Here is a 24,740-nt window from a genome sequence, read left to right as displayed (position 1 = left end):
AATCCCCTGATCAAAGCCAGGGAGGGGTCAAAACATGGGTCAGGTCTCAGTGAAAATTCCGCGCCTAAAGGGTCAATTCTCAGTGGCACTCAACAATTACACCTCTAAGTCAGTATTGACGGCCCCTCTCGCCCTTCAAAACACCCGTATTTCGCATTCCGCCGCGCCATAGCCGCGCCACAGTGCGGCGGCACGGCGCGCTAGCTTGGCCGGCGACCCATAAGGTATTGAAATAATACATGAAAATTGGCGGACCCGACGCGATTCGAACGCGTGACCTTTGCCTTCGGAGGGCAACGCTCTATCCAGCTGAGCTACGGGTCCGGCTTGGAAGCCCTTCTAGCGGTATCAGCCTGCCGGGGCAACTGTCGGGGCGGCCAGGGCGGCGGCCTTGGCGAGGCGCTGCGTCTGGCCGCCGGAGAGTGGAGCCGGCACTCCAAAATCCTTGCACGTTCAGGCCATGGGTTTGGGCGCTGAAGGGGGCATGTAAGGCGCTGCGAAGAGGGAGCCGTGATAGGCGCCGCAGGCGGTACGCAGGGCGACGATGCTCCAGAGCGCGGTGAAAATGCCGGTCAGCACATGCCCGGCCAAAATAAAGGCCGCCAGCCCCGTCTGCGCCCCCAGCGCGTTGGTCGCCAGGATGAACACGCCGAGCGGAAAGGTGAAGCCCCACCAGCCCATGTTGAAGGGCAGACGATGCGGGCGCTGCACCAGAACCATCGCCACCGCCAGCGCCAGCCACCAGGCGCCATAGGCCCAGATCACCAGCCCGCCAATCACCCCCAGCCCCTGCGCCACCGGGCCGATAAAGGCGAGATGCCCGCCCGCGAACGCCCCCGGCGCCGCCTGGCCCAGCAACAGCAGCCCCAGCGCCCCCGTCCCCAGCGGCCCCAGAGCCAGCCAGGACGAGACCGCCAGCTCCGGCGCCGGCAGCGAATGCAGCACCAGCCGCAGGAACAGAATGGTGAGAATACCCAGCGCCAGCGGCACCGAAAGCGCCCACAGCCCATACCCGGCCAGCACCAGATTGGCCGCCACGTCCTGCGGCAGATGCGGCGCCAGCAGCGCCCCGCTGGCCGCCGCCACCTCGCAGGCGACGATCGGCAGCAGCCAGACGCCGGTCATCGATTCCAGCATATGTTTCTGCGTCACCACCATGGCGAGCGGCACGCCCAGCCCGGTGAGCACCGAGAGCAGCGCATCCACCTCCCATAGCCGCAAGGCCAGCTGCGGGTCATGCCCGAAGGCCAGGGTGCCGTTGGTGATGGTCGCCAGCCCCATCGGGATCGCGCCCAGGAACATCGGCATCACCGGATGGCTGAAAATCTTCGCCGCCTGGCGCGGATACAGCGCCCAATGCGCCAGATAAGCCAGGGAAAATACCGAAAACAGCACGATATTCGCCCGCCAGATCTCCGCCGCCAGCCCCGGCAGCCAGGCCGGGCCGGGCAGCTGGTTGAGCAGCAGCGCGAACACGCCGGTGCCCATGGTGACGGTGAACCAGTTGGGTGTGAAATGGCGCACCAGCTCGAGCGGATGCGCATGATGGGTAAAGGGGCGAGCGAACATTTGTGACCTGCCTTTCGCCCGCTGATCTAGGCCGCGCGAAACAATCTTAAAAACTGATAGTTTTTGTTCGATTGATAAAATTGATTTATGTATTTCGCATGACCCTCGAACAGCTCCGCATTTTCGCCGCCGTGGCCGAGCGCCAGCATATCACCCGCGCCGCCGCCGCGCTCAACCTCACCCAGGCGGCGGTCTCCGCCTCCATCGCGGCGCTGGAGACGCAGCATGACGTGAAATTGTTCGATCGGGTGGGGCGCAATATCGCGCTCACCGAAACCGGGCGGCTGTTTCTGGAGGAGGCGCGGGGCGTGCTGGCGCGGGCGGCGGCGGCGGAGACGGCGCTGCGCGACTATGCCGGGCTGCGCCATGGCCAGCTTGCCGTGCATGCCAGCCAGACCATCGCCAGCTATTACCTGCCGCGGCTGATCACCGCCTTCAAAGCCCAACATCCGGGCTTCACCATCAATCTCGCCATCGGCAACACCGCCCAGGTGGCGCGCGCGGTGACGCTGGGCGCGGCGGAGCTGGGCTTCGTGGAAGGGCCGCTGGACGATCCGGGCCTGCTGGTGGAGCCGGTGGCGGCGGAGCGCATGGCCATCGTCACCCCGCCCGGCCATGACTGGGCCCGGGGCGGCGAACTCACCAATGCGGATCTGCGCCGCGCCGCCTGGGTGTTCCGGGAAGAGGGCTCGGGCACGCGCGAGGCGTTTCTGGCGCATCTGGCCGCGCGCGGCATCGCGCTGGAGGCGCTGAATATCGCCCTCACTTTGCCGTCCAACGAGGCGGTGCGCGAGGCGGTGGCGGAGGGCGCCGGGGTGGCCTGCCTCTCGCCCTTGGTCTGTGCCCGGGCGCTGAGCGCCGGGGCGTTGCGGCGGGCCAATCTACTGCTGCCGCCGCGGCCCTTCCAGGCGGTGCGGCACAAGCAGCGCTACGTGCCGAAAGCCGCCGGCGCCTTTCTGGCGCTGGCGGCGAAAATGCCGCCTTTTATCCCCTGAGAACGGGCAAGCCCGCCTGCATCCAGGCGGAGATGCCGCCTTCCAGATGCCCCGCCACCGGCATGCCGGCCTGCGCGCATAAATTCGCCGCCATGCGCGAGCGCTTGCCGACACCGCAGAGCAGCACCACCTCGCCGGAGGGCAGCGCCGAGGGGTCGAAGCTGGAAAGCGGCAGGTTCATCGCGCCTTCGATTCGCGCCGCCTCGCATTCCTGCGGCTCACGCACATCGACGAGGATGATGCTGTTGGCCGCCAGCGCGTCTTTCAGCGCGAACGGGTCATACAAAGTGAAGGGGCGGGAGGCGGAGCCGGTGCTGGTCATATTGGACGTGTCCTGTCACGGGATCGAGATTGCGGCGGGTTTAGGCGCGCTGGCGGGGGGCCGCAAGCACGGGCCGGTTACAACGCCTTAAGCCTCAATCAGGGTGACCAGCCGGTCGGCGCCAGCTCGAACCCCGCGAACTCGAAGGCCGGGGCAACGACGCAGGAGACCAGGCTCCAGGGCCCGCGCGCGCGGGCCGCCTGCCAGGCCTCCTTCGGCACCACCGCCTGCAACGCCTCGCCGGCGGCGAGGTTCGGGCCAAGCCGCAATGTCTCTCTGCCGATGCCAAGTTCCAAAGCCGCGCCGCCTTGCCAGAGCCAGAGCTCGGCGGCATCGACCCGGTGCCAGTGCGAACGCTCGCCCGCTTCCAGCAGGAACAGGATGGAGCTGGCGGCCCCTCGCCCGCCATCGGCCGGGCTGTCGCGCCAAAGCTCGCGGTAATGCCCGCCTTCGGGATGCGGGCGCAGGGCCAGGGCTTCTTTCACCGCTTCGGCGGCAAGGGTGGGGTCGCGCAGATCGATGCTCATGTCACGGACCTACATTGCGCCCGCCCGCGTTGCCAGAGTGCGAGGGGCCCGCCTACTCTGACAAAAATGCCCCCTGCCCCGCCCGCGCCGCGTCCGCGCCTTACCCATGCCCAGCTGTTCAGCGGATTTTTCATGGCCGGGATCATGGGGTTCGGCGGCGTGCTGCCGATCATCCGACGGATGATCGTCGATGAGCGCGGCTGGCTGAGCCAGCAGGAATTCAGCGAGCTGTTCTCGCTCTGCCAATCGCTCCCCGGCGCCAATGTGGTCAATCTCAGCTTCGCCTTCGGGGCGCGGGAGGCCGGGGTGAGCGGCGCGGCGGCGGCGATGTGCGGGTTGATGAGCGCGCCGGTTGCCATCGTGCTGGGCTTGGGCGGGCTTTATACGCGCTATGGCGGGCTGGCCCCGGTGCGCCACGCGCTGCTCGGGCTGGCGGCGACGGCGGCGGGGCTGGTGCTGGGAACGTCGCTGCGCATCGCGGTGCCGATCGTGAAAAGCTGGCGCAATGCGGCGCTGGCGCTGGCGGTGTTCGGGCTGGCGGTGGGGCTGCATGTCTCGCTGCCTTATATCGTGCTGATCGTGCTGCCGCTTTCGGTCTATCTCTCCTGGCGGGCGGTGACGTGAACATTCTGGGCGAGATCGCGCTGCTGTTCGGCAAGCTCTCGCTGCTGGCGGTGGGCGGGGCGAATTCCACCGTGCCAGAGCTGGCGCAGGTTGTCGTGAACCAGAAACATTGGCTCACCGCCTCGCAATTCGCGCAGCTCTACGCAATCGCCAACACCGCGCCGGGGCCGAATGTGATCCTGGTCACCGTCATTGGCGCGCATGTGGCCGGAGTGGTGGGCGGGCTGCTGGCGACGCTCTGCATGGTGCTGCCGGCGGGGATCGTCGCGGCGATGGTCGCGGCCTTGTTCAACAAGCACCGGCAGGCGCGCTGGCGGCGGGTGGCGCAGGCCTCGCTGCTGCCGCTCACCGCCGGGCTGGTGCTCGCCACCTCCTATGTGCTGGTCCGCCAGTCCGACACCGGCTGGCTCACCGCCTTGCTCACCGCCGCCACCACGCTGCTGGCCTGGCGGACCAGGCTGCATCCGCTCTGGATGTTCGGGGCGGGGGCGCTGCTCGGGCTGGTATTTCTGAATTAAATTTTGGTCGGACCAATTCCGGCTTGCCGGACCCGCCGCGTGACGGCAAAGCTGGGGCAGTTTTTAAGAAAAGGAAACCGGTCCGGCCAATGGCAAATAACGCGCTCTCCACCCGGCTTGAGGGGCTGATCCGCGAGGCGGGCCTGCGCCCTGGCGACAGGCTGCCGGCCGAGCGGGTGCTGGCGGCGCGGCTTGGCGTCTCGCGCGCCAGCCTGCGCGAGGCGCTGCAGGGGCTGGCGCAATCCGGCCGGGTGCAGGCGCGGCCGGGCAGCGGGCATTATCTGCAGGCGCCGCAACTGGACGAGATCGTCGCCCCTTTGGCCGGGCTGATGCGCCAGAACCCGTCTTACTGGCGCGATGTGATGGAGATCCGCCGGGTGCTGGAGGCGCAGGCGGCCGAGCTGGCCGCGATGCGCGCCACCGAGGCGGACAAGGCCCGGCTCGCGGCACAGATCGAGCGGCTGGAGGAGATCCATGAGGCGGGCAGCGCGCATGAGGATGCGCAGGGCGATGCGGCGCTGCATCTGCTGATCGCCGAAGCCTCGCACAACCTCGTGCTGCTGCACATGATGCGCGGGCTGTTCGAGCTGCTGGCCGCCAGCATCTCCCACAGCCTGGAAAAACTCTATACCCGCCCGCAGACCTTCCGCATGCTCGCGCGCCAGCATCGCGCCCTGGTTGGCGCCATCACCGCCGGCCAGCCGGAGCAGGCGCGCCGGGCGGCATTGCTGCATCTCGATTTCGTCGCCGCGACGCTGCGGCGGGTCGAGGATGACGAGGCCAGAATGCTGCGCCTCTCCCCTTCCCTGCAACCAGCGAGCGACCCTGCATGATCATCTCCTCGACCACCGATTTCCGCGAAGCCGCCCGCCGGCGCCTGCCGCCCTTCCTGTTCCATTATGCCGATGGCGGCGCCTATGCGGAACAGACGCTGCGGCGCAATATCTCGGATCTGGCCGAGCTGGCGCTGCGCCAGCGTGTGTTGAAGAATGTCGCGGATGTCTCGCTGGCCACCACTGTGCTGGGGCAGGAGATGGCGATGCCGGTGGCCATCGCCCCGGTCGGGCTGGCGGGCATGTATGCAAGGCGCGGCGAGGTGCAGGCGGCGAGGGCGGCGGAGAAGGCGGGGATTCCCTTCACCCTCTCCACCGTCTCGGTCTGCCCGATCGAGGAGGTGCAGAACGCGCTCGCCAAGCCGATCTGGTTTCAGCTTTATGTGCTGAAGGATCGCGGCTTCATGCGCAACGCGCTGGAGCGGGCCTGGGCGGCGGGGATCACCACGCTGATCTTCACCGTGGATATGCCGGTGCCAGGCGCGCGCTACCGGGACCTGCATGCCGGCATGTCCGGCCCCAGTGGCCCCTGGCGGCGGGTGTTGCAGGCGATGCTGCATCCCGGCTGGGCCTTCGATGTCGGGCTGAATGGGCGCCCGCATGATCTCGGCAATATCTCCGCCTATCGCGGCCAGCCGACCAAGCTGGAGGATTACATCGCCTGGCTCGGCAATAATTTCGACCCGGCGATCGCCTGGGATGATCTGCAATGGCTGCGGGAATTCTGGAAGGGCAAGATCGTCATCAAGGGCATTCTCGACCCCGAGGATGCGCGCGAGGCGGTGAAATTCGGCGCCGATGGCATCATCGTCTCCAACCATGGCGGCCGCCAGCTCGATGGCGTGCTCTCCAGCGCCCGGGCGCTGCCGCGCATCGTCGAGGCGGTTAAGGGCGAGCTGACTATCTTTGCCGATGGCGGGGTGCGCTCTGGGCTGGATGTGGTGCGGATGCTGGCGCTGGGCGCGGATGCGGTGCTGCTGGGCCGGGCTTACGTCTATGCGCTGGCCACCGGCGGCGAGGCCGGGGTGACCAAGCTGCTGGAACTGATCGCCAAGGAGATGCGGGTGGCGATGGCGCTGACCGGGGTGACGCGGATTGCGCAGATCAATGGGGAGATTCTGGACCGGGGGTGAGCCCCCGGACAGGACAGGGTTTCGTCCGTAACTGTTGCGCCGCAGCAGAAGCCTGACTATGCTGGGATCATTCGTCAGGACCCGGTGAAAATCCGGGTGGCTCTTCCGGCCGCCGATCCGCCGGACAACGCGGGCAACGGGCTTTGCCCCGCCCCTCGCTGAAATCATTTTACAGATCCCATGACCAAACTAACCTCCTTTTACCGGGACTGGCTTGCCCAGCCTCGCGTCGATTTCCTGTCCGGCCTCGTCGTGGGGCTGGCGCTGATCCCCGAGGCGATCGGGTTTTCCGTCGTGGCCGGGGTGCCGCCGGAAGTCGGGCTTTACGCCTCTGTCGTCATCGCCACCATCATCGCCTTCACCGGCGGGCGGGTGGCGATGGTCTCGGCCGCCACCGCCTCCACCGCCGTGCTGATGGGGCCGATCGTGCATAGAAACGGGCTCGGCTATCTGCTCGCCGCCACCGTGCTGATGGGGGTGTTTCAGATCATCGCCGGGATTTTCAAACTGGGGCGGCTGATGCGCTTCGTCTCGCAATCGGTGATGACCGGCTTCGTCAATGCGCTGGCGATTCTGATTTTCATGGCGCAGCTGCCCCAGCTGATCGGCGTGCCCTACGCGGTGTACGGGTTGATCGCGCTCGGGCTTCTGGTGATTTACGGCTTTCCCTACATCACCAAGGCGTTTCCCTCGCCGCTGGTGGCGATCATCGTCGTCACCTGTGTCAGTTATTTCCTGCATCTGCCGGTGAAGCATGTGGCGGAGCTGGGCGCGCTGCCCACCGGCCTGCCGCATTTTAGCATTCCGCATGTGCCGCTCACTCTTGGCACCTTCCAGCTGCTGGCGCCGCTGGCCCTGGCGCTGGCCGCGGTCGGGCTGCTGGAGACGATGCTGACCGCGCAGATCCTCGACGACATGACCGACACGCCAAGCAATAAAAGCCGGGAATGTATCGGCCAGGGCATCGCCAATATCGGCGCGGCGCTGTTCGGCGGCATGGGCGGCTGCGCGATGATCGGGCAGTCGGTCATCAATGTCACCTCCGGCGGGCGGGGGCGGCTCTCCACGCTGGTGGCGGGGATTTTCCTGCTGGTGCTGCTGGTGCTGCTGCACGGGCTGCTGGCGATCGTGCCGGTGGCGGCGCTGACGGCGGTGATGATCATGGTCTCGATCAACACCTTCTCCTGGCGCTCGATCCCGCAACTGCGCTCCAATCCCTGGCCCTCCTCCATCGTGATGGTGGCGACGGTGCTGACGGTGGTGTTCACCGGCGATCTCTCCAAGGGGGTTGCCGTCGGTGTGCTGCTCTCGGGCATCTTCTTCGCCGGCAAGGTCTCGCGGCTGGTGCGGGTGACCTCGCGCCTGTCCGCGGACGGCAGGACGCGGCGCTATCTGGTCGAGGGGCAGGTTTTCTTCGCCTCCGCCGGGCTGCTGGGCGAGGCGGTGGATGTGCAGGAGACAGCGGTGAAGCGGCTGGAGATCGACGTCTCCCGGGCGCATTTCTGGGACATCTCGGCCGTCGGCGCGCTGGACCGGATTGTGATGAAGGCCAGGCGGCATGGGCTGGAGGTGGAGATCACCGGCCTCAACCAGGCGAGCGAGACGATGGTGGAGCGCTTCGCCGCGCACCGCAACGGCGAGGCGCTGCCCTCGGCGCATTGACCAAGACAACCCCGGGCTGGCCCCGGGGTTTTTTATGGGCCGCAGACCAGCGCCGCGCAGCCCATGGCAGCGCTGACGGCGCGGCTGGCGCCATCCGCGCGGATGGCGACGCGCACGGCGCCGGGCGGTGGCACATCGCCCGGGCGCAGCAGGAGCAGCCGCATCGCATCCGGGGCGGCGGCGATGAAGGGACCGGGCACGCCGACGCCGTCATTGCCGAAGGGCAGCGCCACCACCGCCCCTGGCCAGGCGGCGGCGAGATGCGCGGCGCGGCCCTGGGGCTGCATGGTCAGCGGCGAGACCATCAGCCCGAAACTGGCCAGAGCGCCCAGCCCCAGCCACAGCGCCAGCAGCGGGCGGGGCAAGCCGGGGGCGATGGCGAGTGCCACCCAGGGCAGGGCAAAGGCCAGATAGCGGATCTCGATCGGGGTATTGTGGAATATGACGCCCAGCGCCAGCAATCCGCATGGCGCGGCGGCGGCAAAGCCCAGGAACAGCCGCCCATCCGCGCGGCGGGCGGCGAGTCCCGCCCCGGCCAGGGCCAGCAGCGCCAGCAGCAGCGTGACCGCCAGCCGCAGCCCGCCGGCATAAAGCGGCAAACCGCCGAACAAGGCGGCTCCGCCATCGCGCGCCAGCGCCGCCAGCGCGGGCGACCAGGCGAAGGCCGCGAACTGCCCGCCGCGCGAGGCGTGCTGGGCGAGGAAAAACCAGAAACAGGCGGCGAGGAAGGGCAGCATCGCGCCCACCAGCAAGGCGGCGCGGCGCGGCGCGCGGGCGGCCAGCCAGAGCAGCGCCGGGCCGGCGGTGAACACCGCCAGATAATCGGTGAAGGCGGCGGCGCCGAAACAAAGACCGGCCAGGATCGCCCCGCGCGCATCGCCGCGCAGCAGCGCATAGACACCCCAGATATCCAGCGCCTGTGCCAGCGCGAAGGGCCGCGCCAGGATGCCGGTATAGAGAAACCCGTAGGAGAGCAGCGCCAGCATCAGCACCGGCGCCACCGCCACGCCGCGCAAGTTGGCGAGGCGCGCCAACCCCGCGAGGCCGGCCAGGGTGAAGCCGACGGAGAGCAACCGGGCGGTGAACCACCCCGCCCCGGCGACGCGGCGCCAGCCTTCCAGCAGCCAGAAATAAAGCGGCGGATGCACATCGCCCTGGCGCAGATCATGCGCGATCTGCCCCAAATTGCCGTGCGGGGCGTAGAGCCAGCGCACGCTGCCGGCGGTGAACACGGCTTGCGGCCAGGCCGGCCTGGCATGGCCGGCGGTTAAAAAGATCGAATAGGCCTCGTCATATTCCGGGCCGCGCAGCCAGGCCGCCAGGACAAGCAGAAGGCCCGCCAGCGCCAGCAGGATCAGCTCAGCGCGGCGGCCGTTGCGCGCCACGCTGGTCCAGATCCAGGTCGATGCAGGCCCAGCCGGGGGCCAGGGCGGGGCGCATGGCGAGCGGCGGCGCGTCCTTCCTGGCCGCGCCCCCCACACAAGCCGCGCGCCGCTGGATGCGCGCCATCAGCTTCCGAATTCCTGCTCGATCCGCGGATCATATTGCCGGGCCAGGGCAAGATCCGCCTTGGCGGCGTCCTGATCGCCGGCGTCCTGCTCGGCCAGGCCACGGCCATAGAGGGAGCTGGCCAGATGCGGGTCGAGCTTCAGCGCCTGGTCGTAGGCGACGATGGCCCTCTTGGCGTCCTTCAGCTTCAGATAGACATAGCCGGTGGAATCCTGCGTCGCCGCGTCGCTGTCATTCAGGCTCAGCGCCTGCTGGCAATAGCTCAGCGCCTCGCTGTACTTACCGTCCAGCGCCAGGAACCAGCAGCGATTATTCAGATCCGGCGCGGATTTCGGGCGCAGCTTTAACAGCTGCCCCTCATCGGCGGCGGCCTCGGCATATTTATGCGCGTTGCCATAGGCGATGGCGCGGTCCTCATAAGCGGGCTGATAGCGGGGATCGAGGCTGATCGCCTTGCTGTCATCGGCGATCTCGGCTGTGGTCTGGCCGCCCGCCTGCTCCAGCATCGCCCGGGCGGCATAGGCTTGCGGGGCCTTGGCATCGAGGGCGATGGCGCGGGTGACATCCTGCAAGGCCAGATCCGGCTGGTGCATCTGGCTATAGGTGCCGGCGCGCAGCAGCAGCACATGGTAGAGCAGCTTCGGATCGCCACCGGCCTTGTCCACCGCCTGGGACAGATCCTTGATCTCGGCCTCCGGCTGCTTGAGCTGGTCCTCCACCCCGGCGCGCTGGAGGTAGAGCCGCGCATCGTCCGGCGCGAAGGCGATGGCGCTGCCGAGATCCGCCAGGGCCGGTTGCGGCTGATGCGCGGCCAGCTCGATCAGCGCGCGTTTTTCATAGAAGCCGGGAGTGGAGGGGGAGAGGCTGATCGCATGGCTTTCATCCGCCAAGGCCGCCGTCAGATCGTTCTTCTGCAACGCGGCGGTGGCGCGGGCATCGAAGCCGATGGCGTTGCCGGGGTCCAGCGTCACCGCCTGGTTGGCGTCCGCCAGCGCGGCGTCCGGCCGTTCGAGCGCGGCTTCGGCCAGGGATTTGTCGGTGAAGGCGGCGGCATCGCGCGGGTTGAGCTGGGCGGCCTTCTGCGCATCCGCCAGCGCGGCGGGGAAATCGCGCATCTGCAGCTCGGTGAAGGCGCGGTCCACATACGGGCCGGATGCGGACGGGGTCAGGGCGATGGCGCGGCTGGCATCGGCCAGGGCGGCGGGGAACTGGCCGAGCCGGGCCTCCACCTCGGAGCGCGCCGCCAGCCCCAGCGCATCATCGGGGCTCGCCTGCAGCAGGGCGTTATCCTCGCGCAACGCCTCCTCGCTGTGGCCGGCGGCGGCAGCGGCGATGCCGCGAACCAGATGCACGCGCGGATCGGTGCTGCCCAGGGTCGCGGCCTGGTTGGCATCCGCCAGGGCGGTTGCCATGTCGCCAGTCGCCAGCTCGGCCATGGCGCGGTCGATCAAGGCGGTATCGTCATCGGGGGCGAGAGCGAGGGCGGCGTTCTGGTCGGCCAGGGCGGCGCGCCAATCATTGCCGGAGAGTTCGATCTCGCCGCGCAGCACCAGCGGCGCCGGGCTGTTGGGGATCAAGGCCTGGGCCTGGTTCACCGCCGCCAGCGCCTCGGGCAGCTGGTGCAAGGCGAGATAGGCGCGCGCCAGCGTGACATGGATGCCGCCATTCTCGGGGTTAAGAGCGATGCCGGCCAAGGCGTCCGCCAGCGCCGGCTGGGGCTGGTGCAGTTCCAGCTCGGCCAGAGCCCGGTTGTTACGGGCCTCGAAATCATAGGCCTCCATGTCCTGCCCGGCATCGAGGACGGCGCCGCAGCCTTGCAGGGCGGCGGTGGGGTCATGGCTCTCGCAGGCCGCCAGGGCGGGCGGCGCATCGGCGAATGCCGGCGCGGCGGCGAGGAAGGCGAGGCTGGACAGGAGGCAGAGACGCCGCATCATTCATCCTTCAAGGCGCGGCCCATCAGCGCCGCCATGGTCTGCGTCACATTCATTTCACCGGACAGAAGATTTGTCACGGCCTGGGTGATCGGCATCTCAACCTTGGCGCGCGCGGCGCGGGCGAGCAAGGCCGGGGCGGTGAGCACGCCTTCCGTCACCGCCGCGCGCGCGCCCAAAATCTCCGCCAGCGCGCGCCCCTGCCCCAGCCCGAAGCCCAGCGAATAATTGCGGCTGCTGGCGCCGGTGCAGGTGAGCAGCAGATCGCCCAGCCCGGAGAGGCCTGCGATGGTCTCGGGCTTGCCGCCCAGCGCCTCGGCCAGCCGGGCGATTTCGGCGAGGCCACGGGTGATCAAGCCAGCGCGGGCATTCTCGCCCAGCCCCGCCCCCATCACCACCCCGGCGGCGATGGCGATGACATTCTTCGCCGCCCCGCCCAGAGCCGCGCCGATGATGTCCGCCGCGCCATAGAGGCGAAAGCTCGGCGTGTGCAGGGCGGCGATGAGATCGGCCCGCAAGGCCGCATCCGGCGTCGCCAGTACCGCGGCGGCGGGCAGGAAGGCGGCGATTTCATGCGCGAAATTCGGACCGGTGAGGATGGCGCAGGGGCGCGGCGCGACAATCTCCGGCGGCAGCGCCAGGCTGCCCGTCTCCAGCCCCTTGCAGCACAGCACCAGAGGCGGTCCAGGCGGCAGGCTGGGCAGGATGGCGCGCAGATGCTGCATCGGCACCGCCAGCAGCAGGATGTCGGCTGTTGGCATCTGGGCGGTGACGCGCAGGCTCTCCGGAAAGCTCGCCCCTGGCAGGCGGGGATTTTCCCGCGCCGCCTGCATCTGCTCGGCCTTGCGCGCATCGCGGGCCCAGAGCGTGACATCCTTGCCGGTCTGGGCGAGCAGGATGGCCAGGGCCGTGCCCCAGGCCCCGGCGCCGATGACCGCGATGGATTTACTCATTGATGATGCGCTCCAGCGCGACGCTCGCCCCGGCCTCGCCGAACGCCTCGCGACAGGCTTCGAGAATCGGCAGCGCCTCGGCCTCGAAGCCGAACGGCGGGTTGATGATGGCAAGCCCGGCGCCGTTGAGGCGGGTGGGGTCGGTATCGGGCCGGCGCAGCAGCTCGGCGGCGATGAGATCCTTCACCCCCGCCAATCGCAGCGCTTCGAAAAAGCCGCGCACCGGGGCGCGATGCTTGATCGGGTACCAGACGACATAGACGCCGGAAGGGAATTTCCGCCAGGCGGCGGCGAGGGTCTTGGCGAGATGGGCGAATTCGTCGGTGCGTTCGAAAGGCGGGTCGATCAGCACCAGAGCCCGCTTCTCCGGCGGCGGCAGGAAGGCGCCCAGGGCTTCATAGCCGTCGCGCTCATGCGCGGCGGCGTTGGCATAGGGGCGCAGAGTGCGGCGCAGGATCTGGGCGTCTTCCGGGTGCAGCTCGCAGGCGATCAGCCGGTCCGTGGATCGCAGCGCTGCGATCGTGAATAAAGGCGAGCCGGGATAGAGGCCGAGGCGGCGGATGGTTTCGACATAATCCGCCAGAGCGGGCGGCGGGGCATCGAGCAGACGGCCAATGCCGTCGCGCCATTCCCCGGTTTTCTCTGCCTGTTCGCTGGTGACATCATAGGCGCCGAGCCCGGCATGGGTGTCCAGCACCAGGAAGGGCTTGGGCTTGCGCTGCAGGCCGGCGAGCAGGCGCAGCAGCAAGGCGTGCTTCATCACGTCGGCGAAATTGCCGGCATGGTAGATATGGCGGTAATTCATAGCGTATCCAGCGGCCAGCGGGGCTTGCAGGGAGTGTCGAGGGGCGAGGTTTCGCCCTGGCGCAGCCGCTCGATCGCGGCCCAGGCGACCATCACCGCATTATCCGTGCACAGGCGCAAAGGCGGGGCGATAAGCGGTTTGCCGGCCTGCGCCGCGACCTCGCCGAGGCGCGCGCGAATGGCCTGGTTGGCGGCCACCCCGCCAGCGACGATCACGGCACTGGCCTGCGGCAGCATGGCCAGAGCGTGGCGCAGCCGGTCACCGAGAATATCCGTAATACAGGCCTGGAAGCTGGCGGCGATGTCCGCCGCGCGGGCGCGGGGCAGCGCGCCCGGCGGCTCCACAGCGAGCAGCTGGGCGATGGCGGTTTTCAGGCCGGAGAAAGAGAAATCACAGCCTTCGCGGCCGAGCAACGGGCGGGGCAGCTTCACCGCTTTCGCATCGCCCTCGCGGGCCAGCGCCTCCAGCGCCGGGCCGCCGGGATAAGGCAGGCCGAGCAGCTTGGCGGTTTTGTCGAAGGCTTCGCCCACCGCGTCATCCAGCGTCGAGCCGAGCAGGCGATAGCGTCCCACCCCTTCCACCGCGACGCATTGGCTATGGCCGCCGGAGAGCAGCAGCAGCAGATACGGAAACGCCACCGGCGCGCTGGCCTGGCCGGGCAGCCGCGCGGTGAGGGCGTGGGCCTCGAGATGATTGATGGCGAGATACGGCACGCCGGCCGCCAGCGCCGCGCCCTTGGCGTAGCCGGTGCCCACCAGGAGCCCGCCGATCAGCCCCGGCCCCGCCGTGGCGGCGATGCAGGCGAGGTCGGCGAAGCCCAGCCCGGCCTCGCGCAAAGCCTGGCGCACCATGGCGTCGAGCGCCGCCAGATGGGCCCGCGCGGCGATCTCCGGCACCACCCCGCCAAAGGCCGCGTGATCCTCGATCTGGCTCAGCACCAGCTCGGCGAGAATCCGGCCATCTGGGGCCAGAATCGCGGCCGCGGTCTCGTCGCAGGAGCTTTCAATGCCCAAAATCGGCGCATCGTCTTTTCTTTCCATGCCCTACGATCTAGACCACGCGCGTGAAAACCGAAACGCCCCCCGCCCCCGCCGTGCAGCCGCATAAGCGCAACCTGCCTTTGAAGGTCGGCACCCGGGGCTCACCGCTGGCGCGCCAGCAGACCGAGCATTTCCTGCAGCGCATCACCAGCTTCTGCCCGGTGCTGCGCGGGATGAGCGTGTTCGAGGAGCATATTATCGTCACCACCGGCGATGCGGTGCAGCACCGGCCGTTGGCGGAGATTGGCGGCAAGGGGCTGTTCGCCAAGGAAATCCATGAGCAGCTGCTGGCCGGCAGCATCGATTTCGCGGTGCATAGCCTGAAGGATCTGGAGACGACGCTGCCGGATGGCATCGCGCTCGCCTGCACGCTCAAGCGCGAGGATGCGCGGGATGCGCTGATCTTGCCGCCGGGGGCGGTGATCGACACAGCGGACCCGTTCGGGGCGCTGAAGCAAGGGGCGCTGGTCGGCTCGGCCAGCGTGCGCCGGCAATCACAGCTGAAATATGCAAGGCCGGATCTGAATTTCACCCTGCTGCGCGGCAATGTCGGCACGCGCCTGGGCAAGGTGGAGGGCGGCGAGTTGGATGCGACTCTGCTGGCTTATGCCGGGCTGCGCCGGCTGGGGCTGGCGGAGAAGGCCAGCGTGCTGCTGAGCCCGGAGCAGATGGTGCCCGCCGCCTGCCAGGGCATTGTCGGCATCACCGTGCGCAGCGCGGATGAGGAATTGCTCGCACTGCTGGCCGGCATCGAGGATGCCGAGGCGCGGGCGGTGAGCCGGGCGGAGCGGGCCTTGCTGGCGGCGCTGGATGGCTCCTGCCGGACGCCGATCGGCGGGTATGCGCGGCTGCTGGAGGATGGCAGCCTGCATCTGACCGGGCTGGTGGCGCGGGCGGATGGCAGCTTCCTGCTCAAGCGCAGCCTGACCGGCGCGGTGGCGGATGCCGAGGCGCTGGGGGCGGAGCTCGGCGACTCGCTGAAGGCCGACAGCCCCGAGGATATTTTCGCGCCGTGAGGCTGCTGGTCACCCGGCCTGAACCCGGGGCCAGTGCCACCGTCCAGAGGCTGGCGGGGATGGGGCATGAGCCCACCGCCCTGCCCTGCCTTGCCATCACCCAACGCCCCGCCCGGCTGCCGCCACACCCGGCGGCGCTGATCGTCACCTCCGGCCAGGCGGTGCCGTCATTGCCTGCCCGGCTGCACGGGGTGCCGGTATTCTGTGTGGGCGACGCGACGGCGGCGAAGCTGCGCGAGGCGGGTTTCACCCGGGTGGAGAGCGCGCAAGGCGATGCCGAGGCGCTGGCGACGCTGGTGATCGCGCGGCAGGTGCAGGGGCTGCATGTGCTCACCGTCGGCGAGCGGCACGGGCAGAAGTTGGCGGCGGAGCTGCGCGCGGCGGGGCTCTCGGTGCTGCGCCGGCGGGTTTATACGGTCTCGCCCTTGCGGGTGATGCCGGCGGCGATCCGCGCCGCGCTGAGCACCGGCCATTTCGAGGGAGCATTGTTTTACTCCGCCGAGACGGCGCGGGCTTTCGCGCGTTTGCAGCCGGATGGCACAGCGGGGATGCGGGCCTATGCGCTGAGCCAAAACGTCGCCAAGGGGTTGCAGGGACTGCCCTGGGCCGCCATTCTGATAGCAAGAGCACCGACGGAGGCGGATTTAATGGCGTTGCTGGCATGAGCGAAACGGGACCGACCAGCCCTGAGACCGGCAAGCAGACGCCAGCCCCCCTGGCGCTGCCCGCGCCTGATCCCACGCCCGAACCCGCGCCTGTGCCCCCCTCGCCCGCCATGCCGCCCGCCAAAGCCCGCCGCAGCGCCTGGCCGCTCTGGTTCGGCGCCGGCTTCGTGATTCTGGCGGCGGGCGAGGGCTATCTCTTCGTCCAGCAGCAGGCGCATCAGGCCGACAAGACCAATCTCGCCGTGCTGCAAAGCCAGGTCGCGGATATGCGCGCGGCGGCGGCGAAGACCTCGCCGGTGGCGGATCTGATCAACGCGCAGGCGCAGATCGCGCAGAAGCAGGCGGCTTTGGCGGCGCAGGTGAATGCGATGCAGGGCCAGATGTCCGCCGACCATGGCGCGCTGGCGACCCTGCAGGCGAATGCGCAGGATCTCGGCAAGCTGACGGCGCGGATGGCGCAGCTGAATGATGTCGCCGCGGCGCGGATGGCGCTGGAGACCGGCCAGCCGCTCGGCGTGGTGCGCAACGCGCCGCCGGCCTTGGGCGTGTTCGCCGACACCGCCCCGCCGACCATGGCGCAGCTGCGCGAAAGCTTCCCCGCCGCCGCGCGCAATGCCGAGGCGGCGAGCCTGGCGAATAATGGCCAGGCCGGGTTCTGGGCGCAGGTGAAGCTGCGGCTGGAAGGGCTGATTACGATTTCCAACGGGGACCATGTGATCTTCGGGCCACCGGCGGCGGCGGCGCTGAACAAGGCCAAGGCGGCGCTGGCGAATGACGATCTGGCCCAGGCGGTGGCGGCGCTGGACCGGCTGAGCCCGCCCACCCAGGCGGCGATGGCGAGCTGGCTGACCCCGGCGCGGCAATTGCTGGCCGCCCGCCAGGCGCTGGCGCAGATGGCCCAGCAGGGGCAATAGCGCATGTGGAAGGCGCTGAAATTCTGCATCGTCGCGGCGGTTATTCTGGTTTTCGCCTGGTGGGTGGCGAGCCTGCCCGGCGTGTTCAGCGCCGATATCGGCAGCTACCGGATCGACAGCTCCGCCCCGGTGGCGCTGCTGCTGCTGCTGCTGCTGGTGGCGATTTTGGTGATGCTGGTGCGCGTACTGGGCGGGCTGCGCCGCGCACCGGGCCGGGTTGCCGGCTGGCGCGGGGCGCGGCGGCAGCGTGCGGGCGAAGTGGCGTTGCAGCGCGGGCTGGTGGCGGTGGCGGCCGGCGATGGCAGCGGGGCGCGCGCGGCGGCGGTGAAAGCGCGCGCGGCGCTGGGTGATACAGGTTTCGTGCAATGGCTGCAGGCCGAGGCGGCACGGCTCTCCGGCCAGGCGGAGCCGGCGCGGCTGGCTTATGAAAAGCTGACCCGCAGCGCCGAGATGAAATTCCTCGGCCATCAGGGGCTGTTGCGTGAGAGCCTGAAGGCCGGGCGGCTCGAGGAGGCGGCGCAGCAGGCGGCGGCGGCGGAGGCGGCCTATCCCGGTGGCAGCTGGACGCGTGAGCAGCGTCTGGCCTTGGCGGTGCGGGAGCAGAATTACAGCGCCGCCTTGCGCCTGAGCCAGAGCCCGCAGGCCCGCGCGGCGCTGGCGGTGGCGGCCTCCGAACAGGCGCAGACGCCGAAGCTGGCGCTGGACTTCGCCAAGCAGGCGGTGAAGGCCGACCCTGGCTCGCCGGTGGCGCTGGCCAGGCTGGCGGTGACGTTGCGGGCGATGGGCAAAGAGCGGGCGGCGCGCAAGACGCTGCAGAAAGGCTGGCAGGCGGCACCGCACCGGCTGCTGGCGGCGGCCTGGCTGGAGCCGGGCGCCACGGCGCTGGAGCAGGCGCAGGACGCGGCGCGGCTGGCGGCGGCCAATCCCGGGCATGTCGAGTCCGAGCTGTTTCTCGGCCAGACCGCTTTGGCCGCACAGCTGACCGGCGAGGCCAAGCGCCATGCCGAGGCCGCGCTGAAAGCCGGCAATGAGGATGGGCGCGCGGCGGCGATTTTGGCCGCGCTGGAGAACCGCCCTGCCCCGCCCGTGCGGCCGGCCTGGCGCTGCACATCCTGCCAGACGCAAAGCGAGAGCTGGTATTGCGCTTGCCCCTCCTGCGGGCAGATTGGCAGTTTTATGGATAATGCTTCGGGGAAAGCGGTGATTAAGCTCTGAGGGCGGGGCCGCCAGCATGCTTCGATTTTGGATCGTCCGCGTATTTTCCCTGTTCGGTGAGGGGCGCCTGCCCCTTGACCGAACAGGAAAATACGAGGGGCTCGGGATCGAAGATAGGGCTGGGTCTATGCTGATCCAGGGACGTTAAGCCAAAGCCCGGCCTGTTGGAGAGCCGGGCTTTTGCTTTATGAGATGATCTTATTGTCGCGCAGAGCGGTGCGCTCTGTTTCGGAAAGCGCCAGCACCAAGGCCAGGACTTCGTCTGTGTCAGCGCCCAGATGCGGCGGTGGGCGGTCATCCGCGACCTCTGACCGCGAGAAGCGCATCGGGCTCGCGACACCGCGCAGGCCCGGCCCCAGCGTTTTGAAAATACCGCGCGCCTGCACCTGCGGATCGGCGTCGATATCGGCGAATTCATTGATCGGGCCGCCGGGAATGCCGAACGCTTCCAACGCTTCCGTCCAATCCTTGGTGGTGCGCGCGGCGAGCAGCGCCTCCAGCAGCGGCACCAGAATGGCGCGATGTTTCACCCGCGCCGGGTTGGTGGCGAAGCGCTCATCCTGGGAAAGCTCAGGCGCGCCGGCCAAAGTGACGAAGCGGGCGAATTGCTCGTCATTGCCGATGGCGAGGATCAGATGCCCGTCCAATGTCGGGAAGACCTGATAGGGCACGATGGAGGGATGCGCGTTGCCCAGGCGCGGCGGCTGCGCGCCGGAGACCAGATAGGAGGAAATCTGGTTGGCCATGGCGGCGATCTGCACATCGAACAGAGCGAGATCGATATGCTGGCCGAGGCCTGAGCGCTCGCGCTCCAGCAAGGCCGCCATCACCGCATTGCTGGCATAGAGTCCGGTGAAGACATCGACGACGGCAACACCGGCCTTCATCGGCTCGCCATCCGGCGCGCCGGTGACGCTCATCAGCCCGCCCATGCCCTGCATCAGGAAGTCGTAGCCGGCACGGTTGCGGTAGGGGCCGGTCTGGCCGAAGCCGGTGATCGAGCAATAGACCAGGCGCGGGTTGAGCGTCAGCAAATCCTCAGGCCCCAGGCCCAATTTCGCCAAGCCGCCGAATTTGAAATTCTCCAGCACCACATCGGCTTTTTCGGCCAGCCTACGGATCAGCGCCTGGCCCTCCGGCTTGGAGATGTCGATCGCCACCGATTTCTTGCCGCGATTGGCGGCGCAGAAATAGGCGGAGATGCCGCTCTCCTCGACGAAAGGCGGCCCCCAGGCGCGGGTATCATCGCCCTTGCCGGGGCGCTCGATCTTGATCACCTCGGCGCCGAGATCCGCGAAGATCTGCGACGCCCAGGGGCCGGCCAGAACCCGGCTGAGATCGAGAATCTTGTAGCCCGAGAGCGGGCCCATCAGAAGGCGGCGAGGCCGGTCTGGGCACGCCCCAGGATCAGCGCGTGCACGTCATGCGCGCCCTCGTAGGTGTTCACCGTTTCCAGATTCACCATGTGGCGGATGACGTGATATTCGTCGGCGATGCCGTTGCCGCCCAGCATGTCACGCGCCTGACGGGCGACATCGAGCGCCTTGCCGCAATTATTGCGCTTGAGCAGGGAGATCATCTCCGGTGCGGCTTCGCCCGCATCCATCAGCCGTCCCAGCCGCAGCACGGCATGCAGGCCGATGGTGATCTCGGTTTGCATGTCGGCGAGTTTTTTCTGAATCAGCTGGGTGGCGGCCAGCGGGCGGCCGAACATTTTGCGGTTGAGCGTGTAATCCCGCGCCTGGTGCCAGCAGAATTCGGCCGCCCCCAGCGCGCCCCAGGCGATGCCGTAGCGAGCATTATTGAGGCAGGAGAACGGGCCGCGCAGGCCTTTCACGTTCAGCATCGCCTCGTCCGGCACGAACACTTCATCCAGCATGATCATGCCGGTGATGGAGGCGCGGAGTGAAACCTTGCCTTCGATCTTCGGCGTGCTCAGCCCCTTGGCACCGCGCTCGACGATGAAGCCGCGAATATCCCCGGCCTCATCCTTGGCCCAGACCACGCAGACATCCGCGATCGGGGAATTGCTGATCCAGGTTTTCGAGCCGGAGAGCAGATAGCCGCCATCCACCTTCTTGGCGGTGGTGCGCATCGAGGCGGGGTCGGAGCCGGCATCGGGCTCGGTGAGGCCAAAGCAGCCGACCCATTCGCCGGTGCGCAGCTTCGGCAGATATTTATCCTTCTGCGCGTCCGAACCGAAGGCGTAGATCGGGTACATCACCAGCGAGGATTGCACAGAGTAGGCGGAGCGATAGCCGCTATCCACGCGCTCGATCTCGCGCGCGATCAGCCCGTAGGCGACATAGGAGACATCCGCGCAATCATGGCTGGAGAGGGTGGCGCCGAGCAGGCCGAGCTCGCCCAGCTCGTTCATGATCTCGCGGTCGAAGCGCTCCTCGCGGAAGGCCATCAGCACGCGCGGCTGCAATTTTTCCTGGGCGTAGGCGTGGGCGGTGTCGCGGATTGCCCGCTCCTCCTCGCTCAGCTCCGCCTCCAGGCGCAGCGGGTCGGCCCAATCGAACGAAGCCATCTTGCCTTTGGCCATGGCGCTTTCTCCCTAATCTTGGCGTGGCGGGAGAGTGCCGCGCTGGCGCCGGACGGGCAAGCGCATTAAAGCGATAATTATGATGCGAAAATCGGATTAAACATGGAATTGCGGGAATTGCGCTGTTTCGAGGTCCTGGCGGAGGAGCTGCATTTCGCCCGGGCGGCGGAACGGCTGGGGCTGGCGCAGTCCGGCGTCTCGCGGCTGCTGGCCGGGCTGGAGACGGATCTGGGCGCGAAATTGTTCAATCGCGGCAAGCGCAGCCAGGTGGTGCTGACCACCACGGGGGCGCTGTTTCTGCCCGAGGCACAGGCGATCCTGCGCCAGGCGGCGCGGGCCGAGGCGCTGGGGCGCAGGGCGGCGCGCGGTGAGATCGGGCGGCTGGAGATCGGCTTCGTCGCCTCGGCCGCGTGGGATGGCACCGCCTCGGCGCTGGTGCGGCGCTATCATGAGGCGGCGCCGGGTGTTGAGATCCATCTGCATGAGATGGAAACGCCGCGCCAGCTGCAGGAGATCGCGGCCGGGCGGCTGGATATCGGGCTGCTGCGGGCCCGGGCGGATTATCCGCCAGAGGTCAGCGTGCGGGCGCTGAAGCATGACACGCTGCTGCTGGCCCTGGCCGCCGGCAGCGCATTGGCAAAAGCACCGAAGCTGACGCCGGAAATGTTGAAGGGGGAGAAATTCATCCTGCCGCATTTTGGCGAGGAGGCGGGGTTTCTGGCGCGGCTGCGGGCGCTGGGGCAGGCGGGCGGGTTCACGCCGGAATTCCTCACCCCGGTGCGCGATTTCATCACCGTGCTCACCGCCGTGGCCGCCGGGCTGGCGGTGGGGCTGCTGCCGGAGCCGGCGAAGAGCCTGGGCATGCCCGGCATCGCGCTGCGCGAGATTGACGGGTTGCGGCTGGATTCGACCCTGATGCTGGCCAGTCGCCGCACCGAGCACTCCCCTGCCGTGCGGCAGTTTCTGGCCCTGGCGAAAGCAAAGAGCTAGGACAGCCGCCATGCGAGATCTGTATGACGCGATCATCATCGGGGCCGGCGCGGCGGGGCTGTTTTGCGCCGGCAGCGCTGGCCTGGCCGGCCAGCGCGTGCTGGTGCTGGAGCACGGGCCGGAGCCGGGCCGGAAGATTTTAATCTCCGGCGGCGGGCGCTGCAATTTCACCAATCTGGATGTCAGCGCCAGGAATTTTCTCAGCGCCAATCCGCATTTCGCCAAATCCGCGCTGGCCGGCTTCACCGCGAAGGATTTCCTGGCGCTGGTGGATGCGGCCGGCATCGCCTGGCATGAGAAGACGCTGGGGCAGCTCTTTTGCGACGGCTCGGCCCGGCAGATCGTGGCGCTGCTGCTGGCGCGGCTGCAGGGGGCCAAGCTGCGCACCGGCTGCGGCGTGGACGCGGTGAGGCATGACGGCGTGTTTCACGTTGAAACCACGCAAGGCCGGTTCAGCGCCGCCAATCTGGTGATCGCCACCGGCGGGCTATCGATCCCCAAACTCGGGGCGAGCGATTTCGCCTACCGGCTGGCGCGCCAGTTCGGGCATGAGGTGGTCGCGCCCCGCCCGGCTCTGGTGCCGCTGCTTTGCGACGAGCCCTGGATTGGCGCGCTGGCCGGGGTGTCCGCGCCGGTGCTGGCGCGGGCGGGTAAAATGACGTTCCGGGAAAATCTACTGTTCACCCATCGCGGCCTGTCCGGCCCGGCGGTGCTGCAGGCCTCGTCCTATCTGGCGCCGGAGGGGCGGCTGGAGGTGGATTTCGCGCCGGGGCAAAATCTGGAGGAGGCGCTGCCCGCCGCCAAGCGCAGCCGCGCCAAGGCGGGGCTGAAGGCGGTGCTGGGGGAGGTTCTGCCGGCGCGGCTGGCGGCGCATCTGGCAGCACCCTACCCGGGCAATCTCGCCGATCTGCCCGACAAGGCCCTGCGCGCGCTAGGGGCCGGGCTGCATCAATTCGCCTTTCAGCCCAGCGGCACCGAAGGCTTCGCCAAGGCGGAAGTGACCGCCGGCGGGGTGGCGACGAGCGGCTTGAACTCGCGCGATTGCGGCAGCAAGCTGGTGCCGGGCCTGTATTTCATCGGCGAGGCGGTGGATGTCACCGGCTGGCTGGGCGGCTATAATTTCCAATGGGCCTGGGCCAGCGGCCATGCCGCGGCCAGGGGCTTAAGCACCAGACATATCAGCGAGGGCGCGGCGCATGGCGAATGAGACGCAGAAAACCTATTGGAACCAAGTGGGCGGGCCGAAATGGGTGAGTCTGGGCGGCGCGATGGAGGCGCGGCTGGCGCCGGTGAGTGCGGCGGTGATCGCGGCGGCTTCGCTGCGGCCGGGGGAAAATGTGCTGGATATCGGTTGCGGTGCCGGGCTGACCAGCCTGGAGGCGGCACAAGCCGTCGGGCCGGCGGGGCGGGTGATCGGCATCGATATATCCGCGCCGATGATCGAGACCGCGCGGGGGCACGCCCGGGCGCGGCATATCGAAAATGTCAGCTTCCGGCTCGGCGATGCGCAGACGGAACATTTCGCCCCGGCGCCGGAGATGCTGGTGTCGCGCTTCGGGGTGATGTTTTTCGATGATCCTGTCGCCGCTTTTGCGAATTTGCGGACGGGCGCGGCGCCGGGGGCGCGGCTGGCCTGTGCCGCCTGGGCGCCGCTGGCGCGCAATGAGCATTGGCGCAGGCCGCTTGAGCTGGTGGAGGCGCTGCTCGGCCCGGGCGCGCCACGGCAACCGCATGCCAGCGGGCCGCTCGCCTTCGATGACGCTGATTATGTGACGGAAATTCTCACCCAGGCCGGGTGGCAGGCGCCACGGGTCGAGGCGGTGGAAATCGCGCTGCACGGCGTCTCACTGGAGGAGGAGGCGGCGATCGCCTGCTTCATGGGGCCGAGCGGGGCGTTGCTGGATGAAAAACAGGCCTCGCCCGCGCAGCGTGAGACGATCCGCGCCGCCATCCGTGCCGCTTTGCCGGCCTATGCAAGCCCGGCCGCCGATGGCGGCGTGCGGGTGCCGGCGGTGATCCATATGATCACGGCGCGGGCGGCGTGAAGGGGATGGGCTGTTCGGTAAAAAGCGGGTTGATGTGGAGCTGCTCGAACAAGGGCAGCAGGCCATCCACCTGCCCCAGCCCGGGGCCGTCGCGCATCATCTCGTTATAGGCGGCCTCTCCCTCTCTCATATGCACCAAAAGATGCCAGCCCAGGCCTTTGAAGTCAGCCAAAGCCTCGGGGTCGTCCACATCGACGAAATGGCGCAGTTTTTCCTTGCTGGCCTTGATCTGCTCGTCCCAGGGCTTGTGATGGAAATGCACAAAGACCAAAGGCGTTTCCAGCAGCCCGTTGTCACGCCCGGATATGTCCTGGTGTGACCCGTGGCATAAGGTGCCGATGCTGCGGCCCGAAAAGAACACTTTCTGATACGGCAGCACCCAATAACGACCCGGCTGCCCTAGAATATTCAGCAGGTTCTGCTTGATCTCCAACGTCTCTTGCCGGCCGATGCAGGAGGCCAGGCAGTTCAGGATCTCATCGCGCGCGCAGGTAAAGCTGCCATCCTCCCGGCGTATGGCCAGGAATTCATCGCAATCGATGGGCAGCAGAAAATCATACTCGTCACGAGCGTTCATCTCGCGCATCGCCGCGGTCATGAATTCACCTTGCAGGTGAAAATCCGCATCTTCCGGCAACCGGATGACCCTCACCCCCTCCGCCTCGTACCAGAGCAGCGTGTTCAGCACCTTCGGGTGGGTCGAGCCGTGATCGATGACACAGAGATTTTCCATGCCGAAGAGATGCGCGTGGTAGAGCAGCCAGGGCTCCAGCGCGTTGACCTCATTGCGCTGCATCAGCACGCATCCCACCCGCATTCGCGCCCCCCGGTCCTTGTCATTTCAAATCTATCGCAGGGGGAGAGAGGCGCCAAGCCAGGGGCAGGTTGAAGCCGCCCCCGGCTGCAACTATACCCTGGGCAACCGC

At 68.2% G+C, this 24,740-nt stretch carries 25 protein-coding genes, 1 tRNA gene and 1 other annotated feature; of the genes, 13 read left to right on the top strand and 13 right to left on the bottom strand.

Going from position 1 to position 24,740, the window contains the following annotated elements; genetic code table 11:
* Positions 1-247 precede the first annotated feature (247 nt).
* Both T331_RS0113270 and T331_RS0113265 read right to left on the bottom strand, forming a co-directional pair.
* Positions 248-324 (bottom strand) — tRNA-Arg (locus T331_RS0113270).
* A gap of 129 nt (positions 325-453) precedes the next feature.
* Positions 454-1,569 (bottom strand): TDT family transporter, encoded by a 1,116-nt coding sequence (locus tag T331_RS0113265; RefSeq protein ID WP_026440370.1) that lies wholly within the window; start codon positions 1,567-1,569, stop codon positions 454-456.
* A gap of 98 nt (positions 1,570-1,667) precedes the next feature.
* Here T331_RS0113265 and T331_RS0113260 point away from each other — a divergent pair, with 98 nt between their 5' ends.
* Complete coding sequence (locus T331_RS0113260; RefSeq protein ID WP_026440369.1) at positions 1,668-2,564, top strand: LysR family transcriptional regulator; 897 nt, start codon at positions 1,668-1,670, stop codon at positions 2,562-2,564.
* Here the strand turns inward: T331_RS0113260 and T331_RS0113255 are convergent.
* Together T331_RS0113255 and T331_RS0113250 are read right to left on the bottom strand one after the other, a co-directional pair.
* Positions 2,554-2,886: a rhodanese-like domain-containing protein gene (locus tag T331_RS0113255; RefSeq protein ID WP_008492060.1), complete on the bottom strand. Its 333-nt coding sequence runs from the start codon at positions 2,884-2,886 to the stop codon at positions 2,554-2,556. The two genes, T331_RS0113260 and T331_RS0113255, sit on opposite strands and share 11 nt — an antisense overlap.
* Before the next feature lie 98 nt (positions 2,887-2,984).
* Positions 2,985-3,413: a cupin domain-containing protein gene (locus T331_RS0113250; RefSeq protein WP_026440367.1), complete on the bottom strand. Its 429-nt coding sequence runs from the start codon at positions 3,411-3,413 to the stop codon at positions 2,985-2,987.
* A gap of 66 nt (positions 3,414-3,479) precedes the next feature.
* Between T331_RS0113250 and T331_RS0113245 the strand changes: the two genes are divergently transcribed.
* From T331_RS0113245 to T331_RS0113225, 5 genes are all read left to right on the top strand, one after another.
* Positions 3,480-4,037 carry a chromate transporter gene (locus tag T331_RS0113245; RefSeq protein ID WP_008492058.1) on the top strand — a complete coding sequence of 186 codons (558 nt, stop codon included), beginning with the start codon at positions 3,480-3,482 and terminating at the stop codon, positions 4,035-4,037.
* The gene (locus T331_RS20160; RefSeq protein ID WP_008492057.1) at positions 4,034-4,555 is read left to right on the top strand and encodes a chromate transporter; all 522 of its coding nucleotides are present in this window, start codon (positions 4,034-4,036) and stop codon (positions 4,553-4,555) included. Before T331_RS0113245 ends, T331_RS20160 begins: the two co-directional genes overlap by 4 nt.
* Before the next feature lie 89 nt (positions 4,556-4,644).
* On the top strand, positions 4,645-5,388 hold the full coding sequence (locus tag T331_RS0113235) for an FCD domain-containing protein (RefSeq protein WP_026440366.1): 744 nt from the start codon (positions 4,645-4,647) through the stop codon (positions 5,386-5,388).
* Positions 5,385-6,521, top strand: coding sequence for an FMN-dependent L-lactate dehydrogenase LldD (lldD, locus tag T331_RS0113230; RefSeq protein WP_026440365.1), 1,137 nt, complete (start codon positions 5,385-5,387; stop codon positions 6,519-6,521). Before T331_RS0113235 ends, lldD begins: the two co-directional genes overlap by 4 nt.
* A 74-nt stretch (positions 6,522-6,595) precedes the next feature.
* Positions 6,596-6,651: a sequence feature (sul1 is cis-regulatory element that is thought to sense ions involved in sulfur or methionine metabolism; They are found in Alphaproteobacteria), on the top strand.
* A 50-nt stretch (positions 6,652-6,701) separates the two neighbouring features.
* Positions 6,702-8,183: a SulP family inorganic anion transporter gene (locus T331_RS0113225; RefSeq protein WP_026440364.1), complete on the top strand. Its 1,482-nt coding sequence runs from the start codon at positions 6,702-6,704 to the stop codon at positions 8,181-8,183.
* A 32-nt stretch (positions 8,184-8,215) separates the two neighbouring features.
* On the opposite strand, the gene T331_RS0113220 is transcribed toward T331_RS0113225, so the two are convergent.
* The 6 genes from T331_RS0113220 to tsaD are packed head-to-tail and all read right to left on the bottom strand — an operon-like array spanning position 8,216 to position 14,421.
* A complete protein-coding gene (locus tag T331_RS0113220) occupies positions 8,216-9,568 on the bottom strand; it encodes a glycosyltransferase family 39 protein (RefSeq protein WP_026440363.1) in 1,353 nt (450 codons plus the stop codon).
* On the bottom strand, positions 9,543-9,692 hold the full coding sequence (locus T331_RS20155; protein WP_162173907.1) for a hypothetical protein: 150 nt from the start codon (positions 9,690-9,692) through the stop codon (positions 9,543-9,545). The genes T331_RS0113220 and T331_RS20155 overlap by 26 nt, the downstream gene beginning before the upstream one ends.
* Entirely contained in the window at positions 9,692-11,623 is a 1,932-nt protein-coding gene (locus T331_RS0113210; protein ID WP_162173906.1) for a tetratricopeptide repeat protein, read from the bottom strand. The genes T331_RS20155 and T331_RS0113210 overlap by 1 nt, the downstream gene beginning before the upstream one ends.
* Positions 11,623-12,576, bottom strand: a complete 954-nt coding sequence (locus tag T331_RS0113205; protein WP_026440361.1) for an NAD(P)H-dependent glycerol-3-phosphate dehydrogenase — start codon at positions 12,574-12,576, stop codon at positions 11,623-11,625. The genes T331_RS0113210 and T331_RS0113205 overlap by 1 nt, the downstream gene beginning before the upstream one ends.
* The gene (locus T331_RS0113200; protein ID WP_026440360.1) at positions 12,569-13,381 is read right to left on the bottom strand and encodes a 23S rRNA (adenine(2030)-N(6))-methyltransferase RlmJ; all 813 of its coding nucleotides are present in this window, start codon (positions 13,379-13,381) and stop codon (positions 12,569-12,571) included. Before T331_RS0113200 ends, T331_RS0113205 begins: the two co-directional genes overlap by 8 nt.
* Entirely contained in the window at positions 13,378-14,421 is a 1,044-nt protein-coding gene (gene tsaD, locus T331_RS0113195; RefSeq protein ID WP_026440359.1) for a tRNA (adenosine(37)-N6)-threonylcarbamoyltransferase complex transferase subunit TsaD, read from the bottom strand. Before tsaD ends, T331_RS0113200 begins: the two co-directional genes overlap by 4 nt.
* Before the next feature lie 23 nt (positions 14,422-14,444).
* Here tsaD and hemC point away from each other — a divergent pair, with 23 nt between their 5' ends.
* From hemC to T331_RS0113170, 4 genes are read left to right on the top strand one after another with little or no spacing between them, the layout of a single operon-like run.
* On the top strand, positions 14,445-15,437 hold the full coding sequence (gene hemC, locus T331_RS0113190; protein ID WP_026440358.1) for a hydroxymethylbilane synthase: 993 nt from the start codon (positions 14,445-14,447) through the stop codon (positions 15,435-15,437).
* Positions 15,434-16,102: a uroporphyrinogen-III synthase gene (locus T331_RS0113185; protein ID WP_008492042.1), complete on the top strand. Its 669-nt coding sequence runs from the start codon at positions 15,434-15,436 to the stop codon at positions 16,100-16,102. The genes hemC and T331_RS0113185 overlap by 4 nt, the downstream gene beginning before the upstream one ends.
* Positions 16,099-17,016 carry a hypothetical protein gene (locus T331_RS19235; protein ID WP_051622372.1) on the top strand — a complete coding sequence of 306 codons (918 nt, stop codon included), beginning with the start codon at positions 16,099-16,101 and terminating at the stop codon, positions 17,014-17,016. The genes T331_RS0113185 and T331_RS19235 overlap by 4 nt, the downstream gene beginning before the upstream one ends.
* A 3-nt stretch (positions 17,017-17,019) precedes the next feature.
* Positions 17,020-18,231, top strand: coding sequence for a heme biosynthesis HemY N-terminal domain-containing protein (locus T331_RS0113170; protein ID WP_026440357.1), 1,212 nt, complete (start codon positions 17,020-17,022; stop codon positions 18,229-18,231).
* Between the two features lie 185 nt (positions 18,232-18,416).
* On the opposite strand, the gene T331_RS0113165 is transcribed toward T331_RS0113170, so the two are convergent.
* Both T331_RS0113165 and T331_RS0113160 read right to left on the bottom strand, forming a co-directional pair.
* The gene (locus T331_RS0113165) at positions 18,417-19,601 is read right to left on the bottom strand and encodes a CaiB/BaiF CoA transferase family protein (protein WP_081822254.1); all 1,185 of its coding nucleotides are present in this window, start codon (positions 19,599-19,601) and stop codon (positions 18,417-18,419) included.
* Entirely contained in the window at positions 19,601-20,779 is a 1,179-nt protein-coding gene (locus tag T331_RS0113160; protein WP_026440355.1) for an acyl-CoA dehydrogenase, read from the bottom strand. The genes T331_RS0113165 and T331_RS0113160 overlap by 1 nt, the downstream gene beginning before the upstream one ends.
* Before the next feature lie 102 nt (positions 20,780-20,881).
* Between T331_RS0113160 and T331_RS0113155 the strand changes: the two genes are divergently transcribed.
* The 3 genes from T331_RS0113155 to T331_RS0113145 are packed head-to-tail and all read left to right on the top strand — an operon-like array spanning position 20,882 to position 23,814.
* Positions 20,882-21,769, top strand: a complete 888-nt coding sequence (locus tag T331_RS0113155; RefSeq protein ID WP_026440354.1) for a LysR family transcriptional regulator — start codon at positions 20,882-20,884, stop codon at positions 21,767-21,769.
* 10 nt (positions 21,770-21,779) lie between these two features.
* Positions 21,780-22,976 carry a BaiN/RdsA family NAD(P)/FAD-dependent oxidoreductase gene (locus T331_RS0113150; RefSeq protein ID WP_026440353.1) on the top strand — a complete coding sequence of 399 codons (1,197 nt, stop codon included), beginning with the start codon at positions 21,780-21,782 and terminating at the stop codon, positions 22,974-22,976.
* Entirely contained in the window at positions 22,966-23,814 is an 849-nt protein-coding gene (locus tag T331_RS0113145) for a class I SAM-dependent methyltransferase (protein ID WP_026440352.1), read from the top strand. Before T331_RS0113150 ends, T331_RS0113145 begins: the two co-directional genes overlap by 11 nt.
* On the opposite strand, the gene T331_RS0113140 is transcribed toward T331_RS0113145, so the two are convergent.
* Positions 23,795-24,631 (bottom strand): glycosyltransferase family 2 protein, encoded by an 837-nt coding sequence (locus T331_RS0113140; protein WP_026440351.1) that lies wholly within the window; start codon positions 24,629-24,631, stop codon positions 23,795-23,797. The two genes, T331_RS0113145 and T331_RS0113140, sit on opposite strands and share 20 nt — an antisense overlap.
* Positions 24,632-24,740 lie beyond the last annotated feature (109 nt).

The organism is Acidocella facilis ATCC 35904, from assembly GCF_000687875.1.
Classification (GTDB): Bacteria; Pseudomonadota; Alphaproteobacteria; order Acetobacterales; family Acetobacteraceae; genus Acidocella; species Acidocella facilis.
This window is presented reverse-complemented; position numbering and strand designations above follow the sequence as displayed.